Annotated in this window: 23 protein-coding genes; 17 read left to right on the forward strand and 6 right to left on the reverse strand. The window is 50.0% G+C overall.

Annotation, left to right across the window (positions count from 1 at the left end):
- Positions 1-122 precede the first annotated feature (122 nt).
- The 4 genes from yjbE to QUE34_RS24535 all read left to right on the forward strand — a co-directional run bounded on the left by yjbE (position 123) and on the right by QUE34_RS24535 (position 3,948).
- Positions 123-365, forward strand: a complete 243-nt coding sequence (gene yjbE, locus QUE34_RS24520; RefSeq protein WP_000757329.1) for an exopolysaccharide production protein YjbE — start codon at positions 123-125, stop codon at positions 363-365.
- Positions 366-479: 114 nt separating this feature from the next.
- On the forward strand, positions 480-1,118 hold the full coding sequence (locus tag QUE34_RS24525; protein ID WP_001296632.1) for a YjbF family lipoprotein: 639 nt from the start codon (positions 480-482) through the stop codon (positions 1,116-1,118).
- The gene (locus QUE34_RS24530; RefSeq protein WP_032304283.1) at positions 1,115-1,852 is read left to right on the forward strand and encodes a capsule biosynthesis GfcC family protein; all 738 of its coding nucleotides are present in this window, start codon (positions 1,115-1,117) and stop codon (positions 1,850-1,852) included. Before QUE34_RS24525 ends, QUE34_RS24530 begins: the two co-directional genes overlap by 4 nt.
- Positions 1,852-3,948 carry a YjbH domain-containing protein gene (locus tag QUE34_RS24535; protein ID WP_032304285.1) on the forward strand — a complete coding sequence of 699 codons (2,097 nt, stop codon included), beginning with the start codon at positions 1,852-1,854 and terminating at the stop codon, positions 3,946-3,948. The genes QUE34_RS24530 and QUE34_RS24535 overlap by 1 nt, the downstream gene beginning before the upstream one ends.
- A gap of 46 nt (positions 3,949-3,994) precedes the next feature.
- Here the strand turns inward: QUE34_RS24535 and QUE34_RS24540 are convergent, their stop codons facing one another.
- On the reverse strand, positions 3,995-4,273 hold the full coding sequence (locus tag QUE34_RS24540; protein ID WP_001295279.1) for a periplasmic protein: 279 nt from the start codon (positions 4,271-4,273) through the stop codon (positions 3,995-3,997).
- Here QUE34_RS24540 and QUE34_RS24545 point away from each other — a divergent pair, their 5' ends adjacent.
- Positions 4,274-4,417 carry a hypothetical protein gene (locus QUE34_RS24545; protein ID WP_000487760.1) on the forward strand — a complete coding sequence of 48 codons (144 nt, stop codon included), beginning with the start codon at positions 4,274-4,276 and terminating at the stop codon, positions 4,415-4,417.
- 145 nt (positions 4,418-4,562) lie between these two features.
- Positions 4,563-4,973, forward strand: coding sequence for a phosphate-starvation-inducible protein PsiE (psiE, locus tag QUE34_RS24550; protein WP_000202899.1), 411 nt, complete (start codon positions 4,563-4,565; stop codon positions 4,971-4,973).
- Between the two features lie 93 nt (positions 4,974-5,066).
- Here psiE and malG read toward each other — a convergent pair whose 3' ends face one another.
- The 3 genes from malG to malE all read right to left on the reverse strand — a co-directional run bounded on the left by malG (position 5,067) and on the right by malE (position 8,859).
- The gene (gene malG, locus QUE34_RS24555) at positions 5,067-5,957 is read right to left on the reverse strand and encodes a maltose ABC transporter permease MalG (RefSeq protein WP_001252058.1); all 891 of its coding nucleotides are present in this window, start codon (positions 5,955-5,957) and stop codon (positions 5,067-5,069) included.
- A 14-nt stretch (positions 5,958-5,971) separates the two neighbouring features.
- Positions 5,972-7,516, reverse strand: a complete 1,545-nt coding sequence (gene malF, locus QUE34_RS24560) for a maltose ABC transporter permease MalF (protein WP_001353545.1) — start codon at positions 7,514-7,516, stop codon at positions 5,972-5,974.
- 152 nt (positions 7,517-7,668) lie between these two features.
- The gene (gene malE, locus QUE34_RS24565) at positions 7,669-8,859 is read right to left on the reverse strand and encodes a maltose/maltodextrin ABC transporter substrate-binding protein MalE (protein ID WP_000695398.1); all 1,191 of its coding nucleotides are present in this window, start codon (positions 8,857-8,859) and stop codon (positions 7,669-7,671) included.
- Between the two features lie 364 nt (positions 8,860-9,223).
- On the opposite strand from malE, the gene malK reads away from it, so the two are divergent.
- The 6 genes from malK to ubiA all read left to right on the forward strand — a co-directional run bounded on the left by malK (position 9,224) and on the right by ubiA (position 16,326).
- Positions 9,224-10,339 carry a maltose/maltodextrin ABC transporter ATP-binding protein MalK gene (malK, locus tag QUE34_RS24570; RefSeq protein ID WP_000179165.1) on the forward strand — a complete coding sequence of 372 codons (1,116 nt, stop codon included), beginning with the start codon at positions 9,224-9,226 and terminating at the stop codon, positions 10,337-10,339.
- A 71-nt stretch (positions 10,340-10,410) separates the two neighbouring features.
- Positions 10,411-11,751: a maltoporin LamB gene (gene lamB / locus QUE34_RS24575; protein WP_000973665.1), complete on the forward strand. Its 1,341-nt coding sequence runs from the start codon at positions 10,411-10,413 to the stop codon at positions 11,749-11,751.
- 242 nt (positions 11,752-11,993) lie between these two features.
- On the forward strand, positions 11,994-12,914 hold the full coding sequence (gene malM / locus QUE34_RS24580; RefSeq protein ID WP_001355073.1) for a maltose operon protein MalM: 921 nt from the start codon (positions 11,994-11,996) through the stop codon (positions 12,912-12,914).
- Between the two features lie 227 nt (positions 12,915-13,141).
- Positions 13,142-14,722, forward strand: a complete 1,581-nt coding sequence (locus QUE34_RS24585; RefSeq protein WP_103253800.1) for a SopA family protein — start codon at positions 13,142-13,144, stop codon at positions 14,720-14,722.
- Between the two features lie 221 nt (positions 14,723-14,943).
- Positions 14,944-15,441 carry a chorismate lyase gene (ubiC, locus tag QUE34_RS24590; RefSeq protein WP_032304288.1) on the forward strand — a complete coding sequence of 166 codons (498 nt, stop codon included), beginning with the start codon at positions 14,944-14,946 and terminating at the stop codon, positions 15,439-15,441.
- A gap of 12 nt (positions 15,442-15,453) precedes the next feature.
- Positions 15,454-16,326 (forward strand): 4-hydroxybenzoate octaprenyltransferase, encoded by an 873-nt coding sequence (ubiA, locus tag QUE34_RS24595; RefSeq protein WP_000455230.1) that lies wholly within the window; start codon positions 15,454-15,456, stop codon positions 16,324-16,326.
- A 154-nt stretch (positions 16,327-16,480) separates the two neighbouring features.
- Here ubiA and plsB read toward each other — a convergent pair whose 3' ends face one another.
- Positions 16,481-18,904 carry a glycerol-3-phosphate 1-O-acyltransferase PlsB gene (gene plsB / locus QUE34_RS24600; RefSeq protein WP_000017354.1) on the reverse strand — a complete coding sequence of 808 codons (2,424 nt, stop codon included), beginning with the start codon at positions 18,902-18,904 and terminating at the stop codon, positions 16,481-16,483.
- A 170-nt stretch (positions 18,905-19,074) separates the two neighbouring features.
- Here plsB and dgkA point away from each other — a divergent pair, with 170 nt between their 5' ends.
- The 4 genes from dgkA (at position 19,075) to QUE34_RS24620 (ending at position 21,884) form a co-directional block, all read left to right on the forward strand.
- Positions 19,075-19,443: a diacylglycerol kinase gene (dgkA, locus tag QUE34_RS24605; RefSeq protein WP_000002907.1), complete on the forward strand. Its 369-nt coding sequence runs from the start codon at positions 19,075-19,077 to the stop codon at positions 19,441-19,443.
- A gap of 109 nt (positions 19,444-19,552) precedes the next feature.
- Positions 19,553-20,161 (forward strand): transcriptional repressor LexA, encoded by a 609-nt coding sequence (gene lexA, locus QUE34_RS24610; protein WP_000646078.1) that lies wholly within the window; start codon positions 19,553-19,555, stop codon positions 20,159-20,161.
- 72 nt (positions 20,162-20,233) lie between these two features.
- Complete coding sequence (gene dinF / locus QUE34_RS24615; RefSeq protein WP_032304289.1) at positions 20,234-21,559, forward strand: MATE family efflux transporter DinF; 1,326 nt, start codon at positions 20,234-20,236, stop codon at positions 21,557-21,559.
- 115 nt (positions 21,560-21,674) lie between these two features.
- Positions 21,675-21,884 (forward strand): CsbD family protein, encoded by a 210-nt coding sequence (locus QUE34_RS24620; RefSeq protein ID WP_032304291.1) that lies wholly within the window; start codon positions 21,675-21,677, stop codon positions 21,882-21,884.
- A 41-nt stretch (positions 21,885-21,925) separates the two neighbouring features.
- Here QUE34_RS24620 and zur read toward each other — a convergent pair whose 3' ends face one another.
- Positions 21,926-22,441: a zinc uptake transcriptional repressor Zur gene (gene zur, locus QUE34_RS24625; RefSeq protein WP_001295691.1), complete on the reverse strand. Its 516-nt coding sequence runs from the start codon at positions 22,439-22,441 to the stop codon at positions 21,926-21,928.
- Between the two features lie 316 nt (positions 22,442-22,757).
- On the opposite strand from zur, the gene QUE34_RS24630 reads away from it, so the two are divergent.
- The gene (locus tag QUE34_RS24630) at positions 22,758-23,762 is read left to right on the forward strand and encodes a DUF2713 family protein (RefSeq protein WP_032304292.1); all 1,005 of its coding nucleotides are present in this window, start codon (positions 22,758-22,760) and stop codon (positions 23,760-23,762) included.
- Positions 23,763-23,996 lie beyond the last annotated feature (234 nt).

Below are 23,996 nucleotides of genomic sequence, written 5' to 3' on the forward strand. Positions count from 1 at the left end.
TTATCTTAAAACCCCATCACTAATTCCCCACGCCGTAATTCGCATGCTTTAGTTGTGTATACTCGATCCCGCCCGAAATGTTTTTGGGTAAATCTCCATTCATTCAATGAAGGGAAATTGTTATGAAAAAAGTTCTGTATGGCATTTTTGCCATATCTGCGCTTGCGGCGACTTCTGCGTGGGCTGCACCTGTACAGGTGGGCGAAGCGGCAGGGGCGGCAGCAACGTCGGTTTCGGCGGGTAGCTCCTCCGCGACCAGCGTCAGCACCGTAAGCTCGGCGGTGGGTGTCGCGCTCGCGGCAACCGGTGGCGGTGATGGTTCTAATACCGGGACCACAACAACCACAACCACCAGTACCCAGTAATAAAGTATGTATCCCTAAAATAATTCGAGTCATCGCATCTGTGGCTTGAAGTATGACGGGGATTAACCATAACCACACTCCGGTGTGGTTATTCTGCCCCTCTGGAGAAGAGTCGTGAAGCGACCTGCACTCATTCTTATCTGCCTGCTATTACAGGCCTGTTCAGCCACGACTAAAGAGCTGGGCAATTCACTGTGGGACAGTCTGTTCGGTACGCCAGGCGTACAGCTGACGGACGATGATATTCAAAATATGCCCTATGCCAGCCAGTACATGCAGCTTAATGGCGGGCCGCAGTTGTTTGTGGTGCTGGCCTTCGCTGAAGATGGACAACAAAAATGGGTCACTCAGGATCAGGCCACTCTCGTCACACAACATGGTCGTCTGGTGAAGACTTTGCTTGGCGGCGACAACCTGATTGAAGTGAATAACCTTGCCGCCGACCCGCTGATAAAACCCGCACAAATTGTTGATGGCGCAACCTGGACGCGCACGATGGGCTGGACCGAGTACCAGCAGGTGCGCTACGCCACCGCACGCTCGGTTTTCAAATGGGATGGCACCGATACCGTCAAAGTCGGTAGCGATGAAACTCCGGTTCGTGTGCTGGACGAAGAAGTCTCCACCGACCAGGCACGCTGGCATAACCGCTATTGGATCGACAGCGAAGGGCAAATTCGCCAGTCGGAACAGTATCTCGGCGCGGATTATTTCCCGGTGAAAACCACTCTCATCAAGGCGGCAAAACAATGATTAAACAAACTATTGCTGCGTTGATTATGAGCGTGGGAGCGTCATCGGTCTTTGCGGCAGGCACCGTCAAAGTGTTCAGTAATGGCAGCAATGAGGCCAAAACGCTGACAGGCGCAGAGCATTTAATTGATCTGGTAGGTCAACCGCGGCTCGCAAACAGTTGGTGGCCCGGTGCGGTGATTAGCGAAGAGCTGGCAACGGCGGCGGCATTACGGCAGCAGCAGGCGTTGCTGACAAGGCTGGCAGAACTGGCCTCAGAATCCAGCACCGACGATGCCGCCGCCATTAACGCCTTACGCCAGCAAATTCAGGCGTTGAAGGTGACGGGCAGACAAAAAATCAATCTTGATCCTGATATCGTGCGCGTTGCCGAACGCGGTAACCCGCCGTTGCAGGGCAACTACACGCTGTGGGTCGGACCACCACCGTCCACGGTCACGTTATTCGGGCTTATCAGCCGTCCTGGCAATCAGCCATTCACTCCAGGTCGCGACGTGGCGAGCTATCTCTCTGACCAGAGCCTGCTCAGCGGTGCGGATCGCAGCTACGCGTGGGTGGTTTACCCGGACGGACGCACGCAAAAAGCGCCGGTGGCTTACTGGAACAAGCGTCACGTAGAGCCGATGCCCGGCAGCATTATTTATGTTGGCCTCGCGGACTCCGTCTGGAGTGAGACACCTGATGCACTTAACGCCGACATTCTTCAGACTCTGACGCAGCGGATACCGCAATAATGAAAAAAAGACATCTGCTTAGTTTACTGGCGCTGGGCATTAGCACGGCTTGCTATGGCGAAACATATCCTGCGCCCATTGGTCCGTCGCAATCGGATTTCGGTGGTGTAGGATTATTACAAACACCTACCGCGCGCATGGCGCGGGAAGGGGAGTTGAGTCTGAACTATCGCGATAACGATCAGTACCGTTATTACTCTGCTTCGGTGCAACTCTTCCCGTGGTTGGAAACAACGCTGCGTTATACCGATGTGCGCACTCGGCAGTACAGCAGCGTCGAAGCGTTCTCTGGTGATCAAACGTATAAAGATAAAGCCTTCGATCTCAAACTGCGTTTATGGGAAGAGAGTTACTGGCTGCCACAGGTGGCGGTTGGTGCGCGGGATATCGGCGGTACGGGGCTGTTCGATGCGGAATATCTTGTCGCCAGCAAAGCCTGGGGGCCATTCGATTTTACGCTCGGCCTGGGCTGGGGATATCTGGGCACCAGCGGTAACGTGAAAAATCCGCTCTGTTCAGCCAGTGACAAATATTGCTATCGCGATAACAGCTACAAACAAGCGGGATCTATCGACGGCAGCCAGATGTTCCACGGTCCGGCCTCACTGTTTGGCGGCGTGGAATACCAGACGCCCTGGCAGCCGCTGCGTCTGAAACTGGAGTATGAAGGCAATAATTATCAGCAGGATTTTGCCGGGAAGCTGGAGCAAAAAAGTAAGTTTAACGTCGGGGCGATTTATCGCGTTACCGATTGGGCCGACGTTAACCTTAGCTATGAACGCGGTAACACCTTTATGTTTGGCGTCACGCTGCGTACCAACTTTAACGATCTACGCCCGTCCTACAATGATAACGCCCGTCCGCAATATCAACCGCAACCACAGGATGCCATTTTGCAGCATTCGGTGGTGGCGAATCAGTTAACGCTGTTGAAATACAACGCCGGACTGGCCGATCCGCAGATCCAGACGAAAGGCGATACGCTGTACGTCACCGGTGAGCAGGTGAAATATCGTGATTCGCGTGAAGGGATCATCCGTGCTAATCGGATCGTGATGAACGATCTGCCGGAGGGGATCAAGACGATCCGCGTTACAGAAAATCGCCTTAACATGCCGCAGGTGACGACGGAAACCGATGTCGCCAGCCTGAAAAATCATCTTGCCGGAGAGCCGTTGGGCCACGAAACGACGCTGGCGCAAAAACGCGTCGAGCCGGTAGTTCCTGCGTCCACTGAGCAGGGCTGGTATATCGACAAATCGCGCTTTGATTTCCATATCGATCCGGTGCTGAACCAGTCGGTCGGGGGCCCGGAAAACTTTTACATGTACCAGTTGGGCGTGATGGGAACGGCGGATTTGTGGCTGACGGACCATCTGCTGACCACCGGTAGCCTGTTTGCTAACCTGGCGAACAATTACGACAAGTTTAATTACACCAATCCACCGCAGGACTCGCACTTACCGCGCGTTCGTACCCATGTGCGTGAGTATGTGCAGAATGATGTCTATGTGAATAACCTGCAAGCCAACTACTTTCAGCATCTGGGCAACGGCTTCTACGGTCAGGTCTACGGTGGTTATCTCGAAACCATGTTTGGCGGCGCGGGGGCAGAAGTATTGTATCGCCCGCTGGATAGCAACTGGGCGTTTGGTCTGGATGCTAACTACGTTAAACAGCGCGACTGGCGTAGTGCGAAAGATATGATGAAATTCACCGATTACAGCGTGAAAACTGGTCATTTGACCGCCTACTGGACGCCATCTTTCGCTCAGGATGTATTAGTGAAAGCCAGCGTCGGGCAGTATCTGGCAGGGGATAAAGGCGGCACGCTGGAAATAGCCAAACGCTTTGACAGCGGCGTGGTGGTGGGTGGGTATGCCACGATCACGAATGTTTCGAAAGAGGAGTACGGCGAAGGGGACTTCACCAAAGGCGTGTATATCTCTGTACCGTTGGATCTCTTCTCGTCTGGCCCGACTCGTAGCCGAGCGGCAATTGGCTGGACGCCGCTGACGCGTGACGGTGGTCAGCAACTTGGGCGTAAGTTCCAGTTGTATGACATGACCAGCGACCGAAGCGTCAATTTCCGCTAAGTCAGAGGAAAGGTGCCAGTTTTCGCACTCACTGGCACCTTCATTCTTAATGGCCTGTCGAGCCATCAGGAACGCAGTTCACCCCCGGTTTGCGATCTGGTGTGTAAAGGCGAAAACATTCTGTTTTCCTGTCCGTCGATATTGGTTGCAGGTCTGGTTGCCTGAGCGACTGGGCCATCATTGGGCTGGAGACATTGCTTTGCGGTAGGTCGGCTTTATCAGCAGTACCGAGCGGACCAGCATAAGCAGGAAGGACAGAGACTGATAACATCAAAGCAGCAAAATAAGGCTTCATTTTTACCACCTTTATCAGGTTACGTTTCATTTGTTCCAGAGGAACATTGTTGATTTTTCGCGCATTGCTGGTGGCTGGGAATCACCTGAATGGGTGATTTTTGCATTACAGGCTATGGTGCGGTTTGTCTTGCCGGATGCGCCGCCAGGCGCGGCTTATCCGGCCTACGGGTAGGACGGATAAGGCGTTCACGCCGCATCCGGCGTTGGTTGGGAGATGCCCATTTAATCGATCTGAACAAAACATACACAAAAAATATAGATCTCCGTCACATTTTTGCGTTATACAGGAAGCTCGCCACTGTGATGGAGGTACTGCTATGACGTCACTCTCTCGTCCGCGCGTGGAGTTTATCTCCACCATTTTGCAGACCGTTCTCAATCTTGGCCTGTTGTGTCTCGGCCTGATTTTGGTTGTCTTCCTCGGCAAAGAAACGGTGCATCTGGCTGATGTGCTGTTCGCGCCAGAACAAGCCAGCAAATATGAGCTGGTGGAAGGGCTGGTGGTTTACTTTCTCTATTTCGAATTTATCGCGTTGATTGTGAAGTACTTTCAGTCCGGTTTTCACTTTCCCTTGCGTTACTTTGTCTATATCGGGATCACCGCCATTGTGCGCTTGATCATCGTCGATCATAAATCACCACTGGATGTGTTGATCTACTCGGCAGCGATCCTGCTACTGGTGATCACCTTATGGCTGTGTAATTCGAAACGGCTGAAGCGGGAGTAAAAAAAGGCGCTCCATAGAGCGCCGAATAACAGTCACAAGTTGGGATAACGTAAGTTGAGGGTGTAGCGGCATAACATTGGCAGAACAACATCTTTAACCTTTCACACCACCTGCCGTCAGTCCGTTGACCAGCCAGCGTTGAGCCAGCAAGAAGACGATGGTGATCGGTAATGCAGACATCACGGCAGCGGCGGCAAAGTCACCCCACAGGTAGTTTTGCGGGTTGAGGTATTGCTGCATTCCCACGGCCAGGGTGTAGCTGTTTACGTCACGCAGTAACAACGACGCGACCGGAACTTCAGTAATGGCAGCGATAAACGACAGGATGAACACCACCGCCAGAATCGGCACTGACAGCGGCAACAGGACAAGGCGGAAGGCCTGCCACGGTGTTGCACCATCCAGCGCCGCCGCTTCTTCCAGCGAACTGTCGATGGTTTCGAAATAGCCTTTGATGGTCCAGACATGCAGCGCAATCCCCCCCAGGTACGCGAAGATTACGCCGCCGTGAGTATTCAGGCCGATGAATGGAATGTACTCACCCAAACGATCAAATAACGCATACAACGCTACCAGTGAAAGCACCGCCGGGAACATCTGGAAAATCAGCATGCCTTTCAGCAGTGTCGCTTTACCAGGAAAGCGCATACGGGCGAAAGCGTAGGCGCAGGTGGTGGATAGCGCAACAATGCCAATCGCGGAAATTCCGGCGACCTTTACTGAGTTCCACAGCCACAGCAGTACCGGGAACGGCGGTGGCGTAATGCGCCCATCAGCCTGTTCAACGCTAAAACCTAACGCCAGTTTCCAGTGATCCCAGGAGATTTGTTCCGGGATCAGGCTACCAGTCGCGAAGTTCCCCTGACGCAGAGAGATAGCGACGACCATCAGCAGCGGGAACATAATCGCCGCGATAAAAAGTAGCAGTAGCAGATGAGTAATAAACAAACGTGCTTTTTGCGATTTCGGTTGGACCATTGCCATTTTTGTTATCTCCCTTAATCAAACTTCATTCGCGTGGCTTTCAGGTTGACGATCGCCAGCGCACCCACCAGCAGGAAGATCAGCGTGGCAATTGCCGCCGCCAGACCGAAGTCCTGACCACCGCCGCCTTCAAAGGCGATGCGGTAGGTGTAGTTAACGAGCAGGTCGGTATAACCGGCTGGCGTGGTAGTGCCAAGACGATCCGGGCCGCCGTTAGTTAACAGTTGAATCAGCACGAAGTTGTTAAAGTTAAAGGCGAAGCTGGCGATCATTAGCGGTGTGAGCGGTTTAATCAGCAGCGGCAGCGTAATTTTAAAGAAGTTCTGGAATGGACCTGCGCCATCCATTGCTGAGGCTTCATACAGATCGTCCGGAATCGCTTTCAACAAGCCCATGCAGAGGATCATCATGTACGGATAACCCAGCCAGGTGTTGACGATAATCAGCATCGTGCGGGCAGTGGTCGGATCGCTAAACCAGGCAGGCTTCACGCCAAATAGCGCGCTCAACATCATGTTGATTTCACCGAAGCTCTGGTTAAACAACCCTTTGAAAATCAAGATTGAAATAAACGATGGCACCGCGTAGGGCAGAATCAGCAGGACACGATAGACCGCTTTGCCGCGCAACGCTTCCCACTGCACCAGACACGCCAGAACCATGCCGACTGCCACTGTTAAAAAGACGGTGATTAGCGAGAACACCACGGTCCAGACGAAAATGGCGAGGAACGGTTTCTGAATGCCTTCGTCGGTGAAGACGCGGGTAAAGTTTTTCCAGCCGGTGGTCACGGTGTAACCGGGGCTTAACTTTTCATCGCCCCAGTTGCCGTCGGCGGTAATGGACTGGTAAAAACCAATTTGGTTATTCGGCCGATATTTCACACCGCTCTGGTTATTCGTCAGCGTGCCGTCACCGTCGAGTGTGTAGAGCGGCTGCGTGCCAGAAAACTGGCGCAGGGAGCTCATCATCACTTTGTTACCATCCGGCAGAATGGCAGTAATGTCACTCAGTGCCTGACGATTCTGGGTAATCACACGCAGATTCGCGCGCTCGCCTTCAGGCTGGGCGGCTGTTTCTTTTAGTTGCAGTTTTTGCTCGCCGCCAAATTTAAACGCGTCGGAGAGGTAATTTTTGCCAGTTTCGCCGTCGCTGAGCGCCAGTTGCCACTCATCGCCCGCCGGGTAAAGACCAAAGTTATAGGTTTTGCCTGCTTGCCAGGAGCGATCTAACAACACTTCCTGCGCACGTTCAAAAGTCAGCTGGTTAGTGCTGCTGTAGTTGGTGAAGGCAATGGCGATGGTGCAGACCAGAGGGAAAAGGACGAATAGCCCCATCCCAGCCATTCCCGGATAGACATAGCGCCAGGCGTAGGCTTTACGATTGGCGAAAATATAGAGCCCCGCTGAACTCAATATCAGCGTGGTAATGGCGAACAGGTATTCCCCTTGTGCGTACATTAAAACAACAAGGTAACCCACCAGCAGGCCGAGCAGACCTAACACTGACCATTTCAGCGCGTCGCTTTGCCACCAATGTTTCTTTTTAATGACATCCATGGGGTTCTTCCTCATCCAGGACAGATAAAGCATTTACGCCTTATCCGACAACAACTGCCTGATGCGACGCTGACGCGTCTTATCAGGCCTACATACGTTTCGGTTTTGTAGGCCGGATAAGGCGTTTACGCCGCATCCGGCATTTCACCGTATTACTTGGTGATACGAGTCTGTGCATCTTTCAGCGCTGCATCCACAGTCTGACGACCACTGGCGGCGTTGATCACGGCAGTACGCACGGCATACCAGAAAGCGGACATCTGCGGGATGTTCGGCATAATTTCACCTTTCTGAGCGTTATCCATGGTGGCGGCAATACGAGGATCTTTCGCAAGTTCATCCTGATAGGACTTCAGCGCTACTGCACCCAGCGGTTTATCTTTATTAACCGCTTCCAGGCCTTCGTCAGTCAGCAGATAGTTTTCGAGGAACTCTTTCGCCAGCTCTTTGTTCGGACTGGCGGCGTTAATACCCGCGCTCAGTACGCCCACGAACGGTTTGGATGGCTGGCCCTTAAAGGTCGGCAGTACCGTTACACCATAATTCACTTTGCTGGTGTCGATGTTGGACCATGCCCACGGGCCGTTGATGGTCATCGCTGTTTCGCCTTTATTAAAGGCGGCTTCTGCGATGGAGTAATCGGTGTCCGCATTCATGTGTTTGTTTTTAATCAGGTCAACCAGGAAGGTCAGACCCGCTTTCGCGCCAGCGTTATCCACGCCCACGTCTTTAATGTCGTACTTGCCGTTTTCGTACTTGAACGCATAACCCCCGTCAGCAGCAATCAGCGGCCAGGTGAAGTACGGTTCTTGCAGGTTGAACATTAGCGCGCTCTTACCTTTCGCTTTCAGTTCTTTATCCAGCGCTGGGATCTCTTCCCATGTTTTTGGCGGGTTCGGCAGCAGATCTTTGTTATAAATCAGCGATAACGCTTCGACAGAAATTGGGTAAGCAATCAGCTTGCCGTTGTAACGTACGGCATCCCAGGTAAACGGATACAGCTTGTCCTGGAACGCTTTGTCTGGGGTGATTTCAGCCAACAGGCCAGATTGAGCATAGCCACCAAAGCGGTCGTGCGCCCAGAAGATAATGTCAGGGCCATCGCCAGTTGCCGCAACCTGAGGGAATTTCTCTTCCAGTTTATCCGGATGCTCAACGGTGACTTTAATTCCGGTATCTTTCTCGAATTTCTTACCGACTTCAGCGAGGCCGTTGTAGCCTTTGTCGCCGTTAATCCAGATTACCAGTTTACCTTCTTCGATTTTGGCGAGAGCCGAGGCGGAAAACATCATCGTCGTTAATGCGGATAATGCGAGGATGCGTGCACCTGTTTTTATTTTCATAATCTATGGTCCTTGTTGGTGAAGTGCTCGTGAAAACACCTAAACGGACTCTAGTTTCTTTATACGGCAACCTCTTTCCATCCTCCTTGCCCCTACGCCCCTCCGTTGCTTTGTGTGATCTCTGTTACAGAATTGGCGGTAATGTGGAGATGCGCACATAAAATCGCCACGATTTTTGCAAGCAACTTCACGAAATTCCTTACATGGTCTCGGTTTAGTTCACAGAAGCCGCGTTCTCATCCTCCCGCCTCCTCCCCCATAAAAAAGCCAGGGGGTGGAGGATTTAAGCCATCTTCTGATGACGCATAGTCAGCCCATCATGAATGTTGCTGTCGATGACAGGTTGTAACAAAGGGAGAAGGGCATGGCGAGCGTACAGCTGCAAAATGTAACGAAAGCCTGGGGCGAGGTCGTGGTATCGAAAGATATCAATCTCGACATCCATGAAGGTGAATTCGTGGTGTTTGTCGGGCCGTCTGGCTGCGGAAAATCGACTTTACTGCGCATGATTGCCGGGCTTGAGACGATCACCAGCGGCGACCTGTTCATCGGTGAGAAACGGATGAATGACACTCCGCCAGCAGAACGCGGCGTTGGTATGGTGTTCCAGTCTTACGCGCTCTATCCCCACCTGTCAGTAGCAGAAAACATGTCATTTGGCCTGAAACTGGCAGGCGCGAAAAAAGAGGTGATTAACCAACGCGTTAACCAGGTGGCGGAAGTGCTGCAACTGGCGCATTTGCTGGATCGCAAACCGAAAGCGCTCTCTGGTGGTCAGCGTCAGCGTGTGGCGATTGGCCGTACGCTGGTGGCCGAGCCAAGCGTATTTTTGCTCGATGAACCGCTCTCCAACCTTGATGCCGCACTGCGTGTGCAAATGCGTATCGAAATCTCCCGCCTGCATAAACGCCTGGGCCGCACGATGATTTACGTCACCCACGATCAGGTCGAAGCGATGACGCTGGCCGACAAAATCGTGGTGCTGGACGCCGGTCGCGTGGCGCAGGTTGGGAAACCGCTGGAGCTGTACCACTATCCGGCAGACCGCTTTGTCGCCGGATTCATCGGTTCGCCAAAGATGAACTTCCTGCCGGTAAAAGTGACCGCCACCGCAATCGATCAAGTGCAGGTGGAACTGCCGATGCCGAATCGTCAGCAAGTCTGGCTGCCGGTTGAAAGCCGTGATGTCCAGGTTGGAGCCAATATGTCGCTGGGTATTCGCCCGGAACATCTACTGCCGAGTGATATCGCTGACGTCATCCTTGAGGGTGAAGTTCAGGTCGTCGAGCAGCTCGGCAACGAAACTCAAATCCATATCCAGATCCCTTCCATTCGTCAAAACCTGGTGTACCGCCAGAACGACGTGGTGTTGGTAGAAGAAGGTGCCACATTCGCTATCGGCCTGCCGCCAGAGCGTTGCCATCTGTTCCGTGAGGATGGCACTGCATGTCGTCGACTGCATAAGGAGCCGGGCGTTTAAGCACCCCACAAAACACACAAAGCCTGTCACAGGTGATGTGAAAAAAGAAAAGCAATGACTCAGGAGATAGAATGATGATTACTCTGCGCAAACTTCCTCTGGCGGTTGCCGTCGCAGCGGGCGTAATGTCTGCTCAGGCAATGGCTGTTGATTTCCACGGCTATGCACGTTCCGGTATTGGCTGGACAGGTAGCGGCGGCGAACAACAGTGTTTCCAGACTACCGGTGCTCAAAGTAAATACCGTCTTGGCAACGAATGTGAAACTTATGCTGAATTAAAATTGGGTCAGGAAGTGTGGAAAGAAGGCGATAAGAGCTTCTATTTCGACACTAACGTGGCCTATTCCGTCGCACAACAGAATGACTGGGAAGCTACCGATCCGGCCTTCCGTGAAGCAAACGTGCAGGGTAAAAACCTGATTGAATGGCTGCCAGGCTCCACCATCTGGGCAGGTAAGCGTTTCTACCAACGTCATGACGTTCATATGATCGACTTCTACTACTGGGATATTTCTGGTCCTGGTGCCGGTCTGGAAAACATCGATGTTGGCTTCGGTAAACTCTCTCTGGCAGCAACCCGCTCCTCTGAAGCAGGTGGTTCTTCCTCTTTCGCCAGCAACAATATTTATGACTATACCAACGAAACCGCGAACGACGTTTTCGACGTGCGTTTAGCGCAGATGGAAATCAACCCGGGCGGCACATTAGAACTGGGTGTCGACTACGGTCGTGCCAACCTGCGTGATAACTATCGTCTGGTTGATGGCGCATCGAAAGACGGCTGGTTATTCACTGCTGAACATACTCAGAGTGTCCTGAAGGGCTTTAACAAGTTTGTTGTTCAGTACGCTACTGACTCGATGACCTCACAGGGTAAAGGTCTGTCGCAGGGTTCTGGCGTTGCGTTTGATAACGAAAAATTTGCCTACAATATCAATAACAACGGTCACATGCTTCGTATCCTCGACCACGGTGCGATCTCCATGGGCGACAACTGGGACATGATGTACGTGGGTATGTACCAGGATATCAACTGGGATAACGACAACGGCACCAAGTGGTGGACCGTCGGTATTCGCCCGATGTACAAGTGGACGCCAATCATGAGCACCGTGATGGAAATCGGCTACGACAACGTCGAATCCCAGCGCACCGGCGACAAGAACAATCAGTACAAAATTACCCTCGCGCAACAATGGCAGGCTGGCGACAGCATCTGGTCACGCCCGGCTATTCGTGTCTTCGCAACCTACGCCAAGTGGGATGAGAAATGGGGTTATGACTACACCGGTAACGCCAATACCAACACTAACTTCGGCAAAGCCGTTCCTGCTGATTTCAACGGCGGCAGCTTCGGCCGTGGTGACAGCGACGAGTGGACCTTCGGTGCCCAGATGGAAATCTGGTGGTAATAGCAAAACCTGGGCCGGATAAGGTGCTTGCGCCGCATCCGGCAACCAACGCCTGATGCGACGCTTGCGCGTCTTATCAGGCCTACAACGGCTGTCAAATGTAGGCCGGATAAGGCGTTTACGCCGCATCCGGCATAAAAACAGGTTGTCATTATCTGAAAGGGGCGAAAGCCCCTCTGATTATCGGGTTTAGCGCGCTATTGCCTGGCTACCGCTGAGCTCCAGATTTTGAGGTGAAAACAATGAAAATGAATAAAAGTCTCATCGCCCTCTGTTTATCAGCAGGGTTGCTGGCAAGCGCGCCTGGAATTAGCCTTGCCGATGTTAACTACGTACCGCAAAACACCAGCGACGCGCCAGCCATTCCATCTGCCGCGCTGCAACAACTCACCTGGACACCGGTCGATCAATCGAAAACCCAGACCACCCAACTGGCGACCGGCGGCCAACAACTGAAAGTCCCCGGCATCAGTGGTCCGGTTGCTGCGTACAGCGTCCCGGCAAACATTGGCGAACTGACACTGACGCTGACCAGCGAAGTGAACAAACAAACCAGCGTATTTGCGCCCAACGTGCTGATTCTTGATCAGAACATGACCCCATCAGCCTTTTTCCCCAGCAGTTATTTCACCTACCAGGAACCTGGCGTGATGAGCGCAGACCGTCTGGAAGGCGTTATGCGCCTGACACCGGCGTTGGGGCAGCAGAAACTTTATGTACTGGTCTTTACCACGGAAAAAGATCTCCAGCAGACGACCCAACTGCTCGACCCGGCAAAAGCCTATGCCAAAGGCGTCGGTAACTCGATCCCGGATATTCCCGATCCGGTTGCTCGTCATACCACCGATGGCTTACTGAAACTGAAAGTGAAAACGAACTCCAGTTCCAGCGTGTTGGTGGGGCCTCTATTTGGTTCTTCCGCGCCAGCTCCGGTTACGGTAGGCAACACGGCGGCACCAGCTGTGGCTGCACCCGCTCCGGCACCGGTGAAGAAAAGCGAGCCGATGCTCAACGACACGGAAAGTTATTTTAATACCGCGATCAAAAACGCTGTCGCGAAAGGTGATGTTGATAAGGCGTTAAAACTGCTTGATGAAGCTGAACGCCTGGGGTCGACATCTGCCCGTTCCACCTTTATCAGCAGTGTAAAAGGCAAGGGGTAATTACGCCCCACAGTGCTGATTTTGCAACAACTGGTGCGTCTCCTGGCGCACCTTTTTTTATGCTTCATTCCTGGGATATGAGCGATTTTTTATAGTACTTCACTTCTTCTTCACTAAGAATATCCATTATCTCAATGCCTTATCAGAGATTCTTTTCCTTTCGCCGGTAGTGTCTGGACGCTCAGGCTACTTTTCCAGTTATTTCATTTCTGTAATACAGAGGTTTTATGATAGGTCATATCACAAATTCTGGCGGCAATAACTCTTTGATGAAACATGATGTGGTGCAAGGAAATAATAAATTAGATCTTGATTTACTACGTAATTTTAATGGGGTGCCAGGTTTAAATAGAGATAACTTTATTTATATCAGTGATATATTTTTAAATATAAAACAACGGAACGAAAAAAATCATGCAATAAATATGTTTCGTGAAGTCTCAATCAGTAATGATATTATAAGCGTAAAATTTTATAGAAATGAAGAAATAGAATGTGCTTGTGATTTTCTGATGGATAAAGATGCGCAGGGGTATATCGACCTGTCTGATTTGGATTTAACAAGTTGCCATTTTAAAGGTGACGTTATTTCGGAGGTGTCTTTTTTATCGTCAAATCTACAACATGCAACTTTCGAATGTAAAGAAATTGAGAATTGCAATTTTACTAAGGCAACAGTTAATAATGTCATATTTAAATGTCGACGTTTACACAATGTGATTTTTCTCAAAACGAGTGGCGAATGTGTTGATTTTAGCCAAAATATTCTCGATACCGTTGACTTTTCTCAGAGTAACTTTGGTCATGGTAATTTTCGCGAATGTCAGATTAAAAATTCAAACTTCGATAAATGTTATCTTAATGCTTCACACTTCACCAGAGCATATTTTCTTTCTGATAAGGAAATATCATTTATTAAATCGAATCTGACAGCTGTTATGTTTGATCATGTGCGAATGTCGACAGGGAATTTTAAAGACTGCATTACAGAGAAATTGGCATTAACGATTGATTACTCAGATATATTTGGTAATGAAGATCTTGATGGTTATATCAATGGCATTATCCAAATGATTAATACGTTGCCTGATAATGCAGTGAAATTAAAATCCGTTCTGGCAGTCAAACTGGTGATACAATTAAAAATTCTTAATATTGTTAATAAAAACTTTATTGAGAATATGAAAAACACATTTAGTCATTATCCTTATGTGAGCAATCCAATTATACGTAGCTATTTATATCATGATGAAGATGATAAGTTCGATATTTTTATGCGTCAACATCGTTTTAGTAAGGTGAAATTTGATGTCACACAGATGAATACTTTCATTAATAGATTTCGTGTGAATAAATGGTTGATTGATCAAAATAATAATTTTTTTATCCAACTTATCGATCAGGCTCTACGATCATCGGATGAGATTATCAGAGAAAATGCCTGGTATCTTTATAAAGAGTGGATACGCAGTGATAATATATCACCTATATTTAAAGAAGTTGACGATTATTTAAGAACATTTAACGCCAAGCAATTAACACAAAACGACAATATCTTTATCTTGTTTTCCTCTGTCGATGATGGGCCAGTTATGGTGGTAAGCTCCCAGCGCTTACATGATATGTTGAATCCTACAAAAGATACCCATTGGAATTCCCCCTATATCTTTAAATCCAGACATGAAATGCTGCCTGTTAATATTACTCCGGAAACACTTTTTGGCTCCAAATCTCATGATGAACATACGCTTTTCCCAATTTTTACTGCGAGTTGGCAAGCTACTCGTATAAAGAATAAAGGTGTTTAAGTAGAGGAAAACATCACCGTTCTGGCATCCTGGGCGGTGATGCCCCTATGGTTGCCCTCGCCAGCACGGGCATCGGCAAAGCGTAAGGTTCAACAGCGTTTTACCACTTCATGCGATTGTTGCGTTTTTGTTGCGCATTAGATCACTTAATTTGCTTTACATCTCCCGTAAACACTTTTCTGCGATACAATGCCTTTACGTTATGTAACGGAGAGTTCGGCATGTCACACCCCGCGTTAACGCAACTGCGTGCGCTGCGCTATTTTAAAGAGATCCCTGCCCTGGATACGCAACTGCTCGACTGGCTGTTGCTGGAAGATTCCATGACAAAACGTTTTGAACAGCAGGGAAAAACGGTGAGCGTGACGATGATCCGCGAAGGGTTTGTCGAGCAGAATGAAATCCCCGAAGAACTGCCACTGCTGCCGAAAGAGTCTCGTTACTGGTTACGTGAAATTTTGTTATGTGCCGATGGTGAACCGTGGCTTGCCGGTCGTACCGTCGTTCCTGAGTCAACGTTAAGCGGGCCGGAGCTGGCGTTACAAAAATTGGGTAAAACGCCGTTAGGACGCTATCTGTTCACATCATCGACATTAACCCGGGACTTTATTGAGATAGGCCGTGATGCCGGACTGTGGGGGCGACGTTCCCGCCTGCGATTAAGCAGTAAACCGCTGTTGCTAACCGAACTGTTTTTACCGGCGTCACCGTTGTACTAAGAGGAAAAAAATATGGAGTGGAGTCTGACGCAGAATAAGCTGCTGGCGTTTCATCGCTTAATGCGTACGGATAAGCCAATTGGCGCGTTACTGCTGCTCTGGCCAACATTATGGGCGTTGTGGGTGGCGACACCGGGCGTTCCCCAGCTCTGGATCCTGGCGGTGTTTGTCGCGGGTGTCTGGCTGATGCGCGCTGCTGGTTGTGTGGTGAATGATTATGCTGACCGCAAGTTTGATGGTCATGTTAAGCGTACGGCGAACCGACCACTTCCCAGCGGCGCGGTAACGGAGAAAGAGGCGCGCGCGCTGTTTGTCGTGCTGGTACTGATTTCGTTTTTACTGGTGCTGACGCTGAATACGATGACCATTCTGTTGTCGATTGCCGCGCTGGCGCTGGCGTGGGTGTACCCGTTTATGAAGCGGTATACCCATCTACCGCAAGTGGTGCTGGGGGCGGCGTTTGGCTGGTCGATTCCAATGGCTTTTGCCGCTGTGAGTGAGTCGGTGCCGTTGAGTTGCTGGTTAATGTTCCTCGCCAATATTCTCTGGGCGGTGGCTTACGACACGCAGTATGCGATGGTTGACCGCGATGATGATGTGAAGATTGGCATTAAATCCACCGCAATCCTGTTCGGCCAATACGATAAATTGATTATTGGTATTTTGCAGATTGGCGTACTGGTGCTGATGGCGATCATCGGTGAGTTAAATGGCTTAGGCTGGGGATATTACTGGTCAATTCTGGTGGCTGGCGCGCTGTTTGTTTATCAACAAAAACTGATTGCCAACCGTGAGCGAGAAGCCTGCTTTAAGGCATTTATGAATAATAACTATGTTGGTCTGGTACTGTTTTTAGGGCTGGCAATGAGTTACTGGCATTTCTGATGATGTAACAAAGCCGGATGATCATCCGGCTTTCTTCTGGGCTGCCTGATGCGCTGCGCTTCTCAGGCCTACACAACATATCGCAATTTATTGAATTTGCAGATCATGGTAGGCCGAATAAGGCGTTTGCGCCGCATCCGGCAATTCTCACTGATTACCCTTCGCCCTGCGTCGCACTCTCAATCGTCAAACGCACGTCTGATGTAATCAACTCCGCCAACAACTGATACACCTTCATCGTTTCTGCCGGTTCGGCGTCGCCGCTATCGCTGATATACCCTTCATCACGCAGTGTCAGCACCAGAGAACTGAACACCGCCTTGTCGAAGAACTCCGGCGCATTGATACCGTGCAGCACGGAGAGACGTTGCGCGACGGTGCGGCTCTCTTTCTCCAGCGTACCGCGGTTGATCGACGGGTTGGCGCTCAACAGCCAAAAAGTGATGGCATAACGTTGCAGCGTTTCGCGCGCGCCTGCGGCCAGCAGCTGTAGCGTGCGAGAATGCGCCGGGTTGATATGCAACTCATCATCTTGCAGGGTAATCAGCCCCTGACGTTGCATCTCATTTGCCAGCGCATCAATAACGTCTGGCAATTCGTCGCGATCCCAGCGCAGGAACAGCTCCGCTTTCAGCATTGGGTAAAGCACATTGACGTGCTCCATCAATACGTCGCGGGAGATGTGGCGATGCTGAGTGACAATTGCCGCCATCAGCGAAGGCAGCACCAACATATGCGCAATGTTGTTGCGATAGTAGGTCATCAACACCGCTTGCTCGCGCGGCAGAATGATGATGTCGCCGATAGTGTCTTTCTCGACTTCAAACTTGTTCATTTGCAGCGCGTGATCGATAAGCTCGCTGGCGCTGGCTGAAGGAACGGTTGAGTCCGTGGAGTAAGGTACATTGCGCATCAGATCCAGGTAGCAGTTGAGTTGCTCGGTTAACTGCTCGCGGGTGAGTGAGCGCTGACGTGACGCCAGAAGCGCAGTACAGCACAGGTTCATGGCGTTTGCCGCGCCTGCGTTGTTAATGCGTACCATCAGATCGGCAGCAATATTATTGACCGTCGGCGTTAACCAGGCCGGACGCACCGCTTCGATGGGATCGATAGATTCACGCCAGTCTGGTACGTGCTGGTTAAGGTAGGTCATCAACGGCATTGGTTCACCGAAGTTGACGTAACCCTGACCGAGATTACGTAGCTTGCTTAAACCGCGCAGCATCTGCGGCAGGCTCTCTTTCTCTTTCGTTGCACCGCGCAGTTCTTTGGCGTAAGTACCCACTTCCATGACGTGCTCATAACCGATGTAGATCGGAATCAGCGTAATCGGACGCGTGCCGCCACGCAGCATCGCCTGAATGGTCATCGACAGCGTACCGGTTTTCGGGTCAAGCAAACGCCCCGTACGGGAACGACCGCCTTCCACGAAATACTCGACGGAATAACCACGGCTGAACAGTTCGCCGAGATACTCACGGAAAACGGTGGAATAGAGCTTATTGCCTTTAAACGTACGGCGAATAAAGAACGCACCCAGACGGCGGAAAATCGGCCCGGCCGGCCAGAAGTTCAGGTTGATCCCGGCGGCGATATGCGGCGGCACCAGCCCCTGGTGATACAGCACGTAAGAAAGCAGCAGGTAGTCCATGTGACTGCGGTGGCAAGGCACATACACCAGCTCATGACCGTCGTGGGCCAACTGGCGAACGCGCTCGGCGTTATGGACGTTGATACCCTGGTAAAGTCGGTTCCAGGTGAAGCCCAGAATGCGGTCAGTCAGGCGGATCATCTCGTAAGAGAAATTCGCCGCAATCTCTTCCATCAGCGCAATCGCGTTCTGCTGCGCTTTTTCATGGGAGATTTTTTTGCTGCGCGCTTCATCTTCTACCGCTTTGGCAATGGCGCGGGAGGCGAGCAGCTTATTAAACAGATCCTGACGAGCAGGCAGACGTGGTCCTACGGCAGCCAGACGTTGACGGGCAAAGTGCATACGCGCCACGCGCGCCAGTTTCTGCGCGATAGTTTTATCTGTGCCGTGTTCATCGGCCATGCGGCGCAGCGAAACTGACGGCGAGAAACGCACAAAACTGTCGCGACCGAGCCACAGTACGGCGAAAAATTTCTGCACGCCATTTAGCATACGCAGCGGTGGGTTCACTTCACCTTTTTCCCGCCCAGGCGCGCGACCGAACATCACCGATACTGGCACCATCTGCACATCCAGATTTGGATTGCTACGATGCAAATCAAGATAGTCGTGGAACAGCTTAATGGACTCTTCTTTCGGTGTGTAATAGGTGAAAACACGCGGCCCGCCGTGAATGAACACATAGCGCGGCAGTAGCGTGCCGTCAATCTCCAGCGGCTCTAACGGGTCAGGCAGGTCATGTGCCAGACACTGGGCGCGCAACGTCAGCAAATCTGCTTTCGAGTTGTACGGTAAAACGTACATAATTGGACGAGAGGTATCCAGTCCCAGTTCCGGGGCAGGATCTGCCGGAATAGACTTGCTTTTTACCAGGATGCTTAATGGTAAATTCAGTAATTTGTAGTAAATTCGTGGCCAGCCGGACATAAACGATGTAAAGCCTCTGGTTAATAATGCAAATGCGCGGCAAGGATAGCAGAAACTCATGGGAAATTCTGTGGTATCCGCTCATGTTTCGCGCGGCGTTACGCAAACCCGAATCATCGGATTTAACGGTACACTGATATTGACGCTCATAATGTAAAAAGGTTCTTTCAATGGCCAATAATACCACTGGATTCACCCGAATTATCAAAGCTGCTGGCTATTCCTGGAAAGGTTTACGCGCTGCATGGATCAACGAAGCGGCATTCCGTCAGGAAGGCGTAGCGGTATTGTTGGCGGTTGTCATCGCCTGCTGGCTGGATGTGGACGCGATTACCCGCGTGCTGCTTATCAGCTCCGTGATGCTGGTGATGATTGTGGAAATTCTCAATAGCGCCATCGAAGCCGTGGTTGACCGAATTGGCTCTGAATACCATGAGCTTTCCGGACGCGCTAAAGATATGGGATCCGCCGCGGTGCTGATTGCGATTATCGTCGCCGTGATTACCTGGTGCATCCTGTTATGGTCGCATTTTGGATAACCCTTCCAGAATTCGATAAATCTCTGGTTTATTGTGCAGTTTATGGTTCCAAAATCGCCTTTTGCTGTATATACTCACAGCATAACTGTATATACACCCAGGGGGCGGAATGAAAGCGTTAACGGCCAGGCAGCAAGAGGTGTTTGATCTCATCCGTGATCACATCAGCCAGACAGGTATGCCGCCGACGCGTGCGGAAATCGCGCAGCGTTTGGGGTTCCGTTCCCCAAACGCTGCTGAAGAACATCTGAAAGCGCTGGCACGCAAAGGCGTTATTGAAATTGTTTCCGGCGCATCACGCGGGATTCGTCTGTTACAGGAAGAGGAAGAGGGGTTGCCACTGGTAGGTCGTGTGGCTGCCGGTGAACCGCTTCTGGCGCAGCAGCATATTGAAGGTCATTATCAGGTTGATCCTTCCTTGTTCAAACCGAATGCGGATTTCCTGCTGCGCGTCAGCGGGATGTCGATGAAAGATATCGGCATTATGGATGGCGACTTGCTGGCTGTGCATAAAACTCAGGACGTACGTAATGGTCAGGTCGTCGTCGCTCGTATTGATGACGAAGTTACCGTTAAGCGTCTGAAAAAACAGGGCAATAAAGTCGAACTGTTGCCAGAAAACAGTGAGTTTAAACCGATTGTCGTTGACCTTCGTCAGCAAAGCTTCACGATTGAAGGGCTGGCGGTTGGGGTTATTCGCAACGGCGACTGGCTGTAACATATCTCTGAGACCGCGATGCCGCCTGGCGTCGCGGTTTGTTTTTCATCTCTCTTCATCAGGCTTGTCTGCATGGCATTCCTCACTTCATCTGATAAAGCGCTCTGGCATCTCGCCTTACCCATGATTTTCTCCAATATCACCGTTCCGTTGCTGGGACTGGTCGATACGGCGGTTATTGGTCATCTTGATAGTCCGGTTTATTTGGGCGGCGTGGCGGTTGGTGCAACGGCGACCAGCTTTCTCTTTATGCTGTTGCTGTTTTTACGCATGAGCACCACCGGGCTTACTGCGCAGGCTTATGGCGCTAAAAATCCTCAGGCATTAGCCCGTGCGCTGGTGCAACCGTTGCTGTTGGCGTTGGGGGCTGGGGCGTTAATTGCGCTGCTGCGTACACCGATTATCGATCTGGCGCTGCATATTGTTGGCGGTAGTGAAGCAGTCCTGGAACAGGCGCGGCGCTTTCTTGCAATCCGCTGGTTAAGCGCACCGGCGTCGCTGGCGAATCTGGTGTTACTTGGCTGGCTACTCGGCGTGCAATATGCCCGTGCGCCAGTAATTTTGTTAGTGGTTGGCAATATCCTCAACATTGTGCTGGATGTCTGGCTGGTGATGGGGCTGCATATGAACGTGCAGGGCGCTGCGCTGGCGACGGTTATTGCGGAATATGCAACATTGCTGATTGGTCTGCTAATAGTGCGTAAAATCCTCAAAATACGCGGCATCTCCGGAGAAATGCTGAAAAAAGCCTGGCGAGGTAATTTCCGCAGTTTGCTGGCGCTTAACCGCGATATTATGCTGCGTTCGCTGTTGTTGCAACTCTGTTTCGGCGCGATCACCGTACTTGGTGCGCGACTGGGGAGTGACATTATCGCTGTTAACGCGGTTCTGATGACGCTACTCACCTTTACCGCCTATGCGCTGGATGGTTTTGCCTACGCGGTTGAAGCACATTCCGGTCAGGCATACGGTGCGCGCGACGGTAGCCAGTTGCTGGATGTCTGGCGGGCAGCGTGCCGCCAGTCGGGGATCGTAGCGTTACTGTTTTCGGTGGTCTATTTGCTGGCAGGGGAACACATCATTGCGTTACTGACGTCGTTAACCCAGATTCAGCAGCTGGCCGATCGCTATCTTATCTGGCAGGTGATTTTGCCGTTGGTTGGCGTCTGGTGTTATCTGCTGGACGGCATGTTTATAGGCGCAACGCGCGCCGCCGAAATGCGTAACAGTATGGCGGTGGCCGCCGCAGGTTTCGCGCTGACGCTCCTTACGCTGCCGTGGCTGGGTAATCATGGTTTGTGGTTGGCGTTAACTGTCTTTCTGGCGCTGCGCGGGCTTTCTCTGGCAGCTATCTGGCAGCGTCACTGGCGCAACGGTACCTGGTTTGCAGCAACGTGACGGTTAAAAATTCTGAATAAATAATCCTGGGTAAAATTCCTGACTACACTTAACCTCACGTTCAGAAGAAAAGTGAGCGTACTCTCATTCACAACCTAACGATGAGGTCTTGATTATGAATAAAGATGAAGCCGGCGGTAACTGGAAACAGTTTAAAGGTAAAGTGAAAGAGCAATGGGGCAAACTGACCGATGATGATATGACGGTCATTGAAGGTAAACGTGATCAATTGGTCGGTAAAATCCAGGAACGTTATGGTTATCAGAAAGATCAGGCAGAAAAAGAGGTCGTGGATTGGGAAAACCGCAATGAATATCGCTGGTAATTAATCCCTCCTGCCCGACGTGTACAAGGATGTACGCCCTCTTAACGCGGTTTCTTTTTCACCTGCACAGAGTGATCATGCTGGCACTGTTCAGGATGACGACACGCTTCCACTTCCACGCATGCCGCACAGAGCCCATGTGCTTCAATCACATTATGCCGCAGGGCAAACCCCATTTTTGCCGCCAGCGTATGCATAATGTCTTCCACGCCTTCTGCACATTCTTCTTTCACTGCGCCGCAGCGATCGCAAATAAACATGGCTGAAGTATGCGTTGGCTGGTCGAACAGATGACAGAGCACATAACTGTTGGTGGATTCCACCTTATGCACAAAACCTTGCTCAAGCAGAAAATCCAGCGCGCGATAAACCGTTGGCGGCTTGGCTTGCGGTTCAGCTTCGCGCAGCAAATCAAGCAGATCGTAAGCGCTGATAGCGCCATCCTGCAGACTCATCAGGCGCAACACTTCCAGGCGCTGTGGAGTCAGGCGCACATTACGCTGCGCGCAGATTTTTTCAGCCTGCGCTAATAACTCCTGCGTTGTGGTCTTTTCCATCGGGCACCTCAAAGTGGGGGTTAAGAATGTCCTTACTTTACCATGTTCCAGGAAAAACACCGAGAACCCTTATTGTTGTTGTAATGTTGATTTTCTGTTTCATAGGTAAGGTGTTGTATAGCCAGGTGACACCATTATCAACATGACAATAATTATTACTCCATTTTTAAATACATTGCTTGAAGTTAACTCGCTATTTATTTAAATGCGTTTGAAAGTATGCCTATAGATCAGAAATTATGAGCTATTTTTGATAGTGACTTTTTGTCAAATGAATTATAAGAATGATACAGCTCGGTAAAAAGGTGGATAAATTATGTCAAGTATAATAGGAAGTTCAAGAGATTACTTTAATAAAAGCCTCAACTCAAATCAATACGATAATAAAAATGTAAGCTCGGGAAAACTTAAGGATATGTATAATAAATCGGTTGATTATGCAACGATGAGTAATCGCGCTGCGATTATTGCAAAAATAGATTTGTTTATTCAGAGGATTACCCATAATTTATGGACTGCAAGTGAAAAGAATGTTTCCTTAATTGGACGAATAAATGCTCTCAAAGATTGGGTTGAGGAGTGTATTGTACAGTGCACTAATGAGCAATTAGGTGATCGTGACTATATTTCTGCATTTGTAGAACGGGCGATTTTTCATTATGCGATGGATTTTGTTTGTAAGCCAATGGAAAATAGCGATGCAACTCTAATAGACAGGTGTACTTTCGATGTAATAAATCAGAATGACCTTCCCTCCGCAATTCAGCTATTTTATGATAAACCCTATGGTAAAGTACCTGTAGCGTCATTACATCTAAAAACTGTAAGCGAAGGTTTTTTAAATTTGGAAAATGCATATAAAGCAAAGAACGATGCTCGCTTAAAACCCTTGGCTTCCCTTTTACTTTCATTCTCATATGGTAGTGCATCAGCTGATATCATAGCAACAGCACAAAAAGTTAATGATTATTGTGAAAACCACATAACAAGTCAGATAAAAATATTATCTCGTCAAGTGATGAAAAAAAGCCTGATGGATATAAAAGAATTAGTAGATAAAAATGAACTGGATTTTAATTTAATTCTGAATGAGAGGAAAAAGAAGGCTGAAGAAGACAATAAAGACATCACAGACATTACAAAAATGCAGGCTGCAGGTGAGACGTTAATTAAATTCGTTCAATCATTTGACCCAGACTCAACGGGACCCATTGTAATTGGCAAAGATATGAATGACAAAGATATAAATGACAACGATCTCATTAACGAAGATATTATTAAGTTCATTTATGACCTATTCGGTATTGTGTTAAAAAAATAAAATATGAATTTTCTCTGTAGTATGGAATTTTTTACATAAAAGAACCCAACATTGCTTGGGTTCTTTTTTATCTATCATTGCCATTCGCCGCGAGATAGTTCAACACGCTTTTATGTATGATTTTTTATTTATCGTCGAAACTGAATTGCTTATCATTGCTTTTCACAACGCTAACATCTAATAAGATTATTTCTTCAATTCGCGAGAGCGTCACGCTTTGAAGGGATCTCATTT

This window comes from Escherichia sp. KS167_9B (assembly GCF_030295215.1).
In the GTDB taxonomy this organism is placed as follows: Bacteria; Pseudomonadota; Gammaproteobacteria; order Enterobacterales; family Enterobacteriaceae; genus Escherichia; species Escherichia coli_F.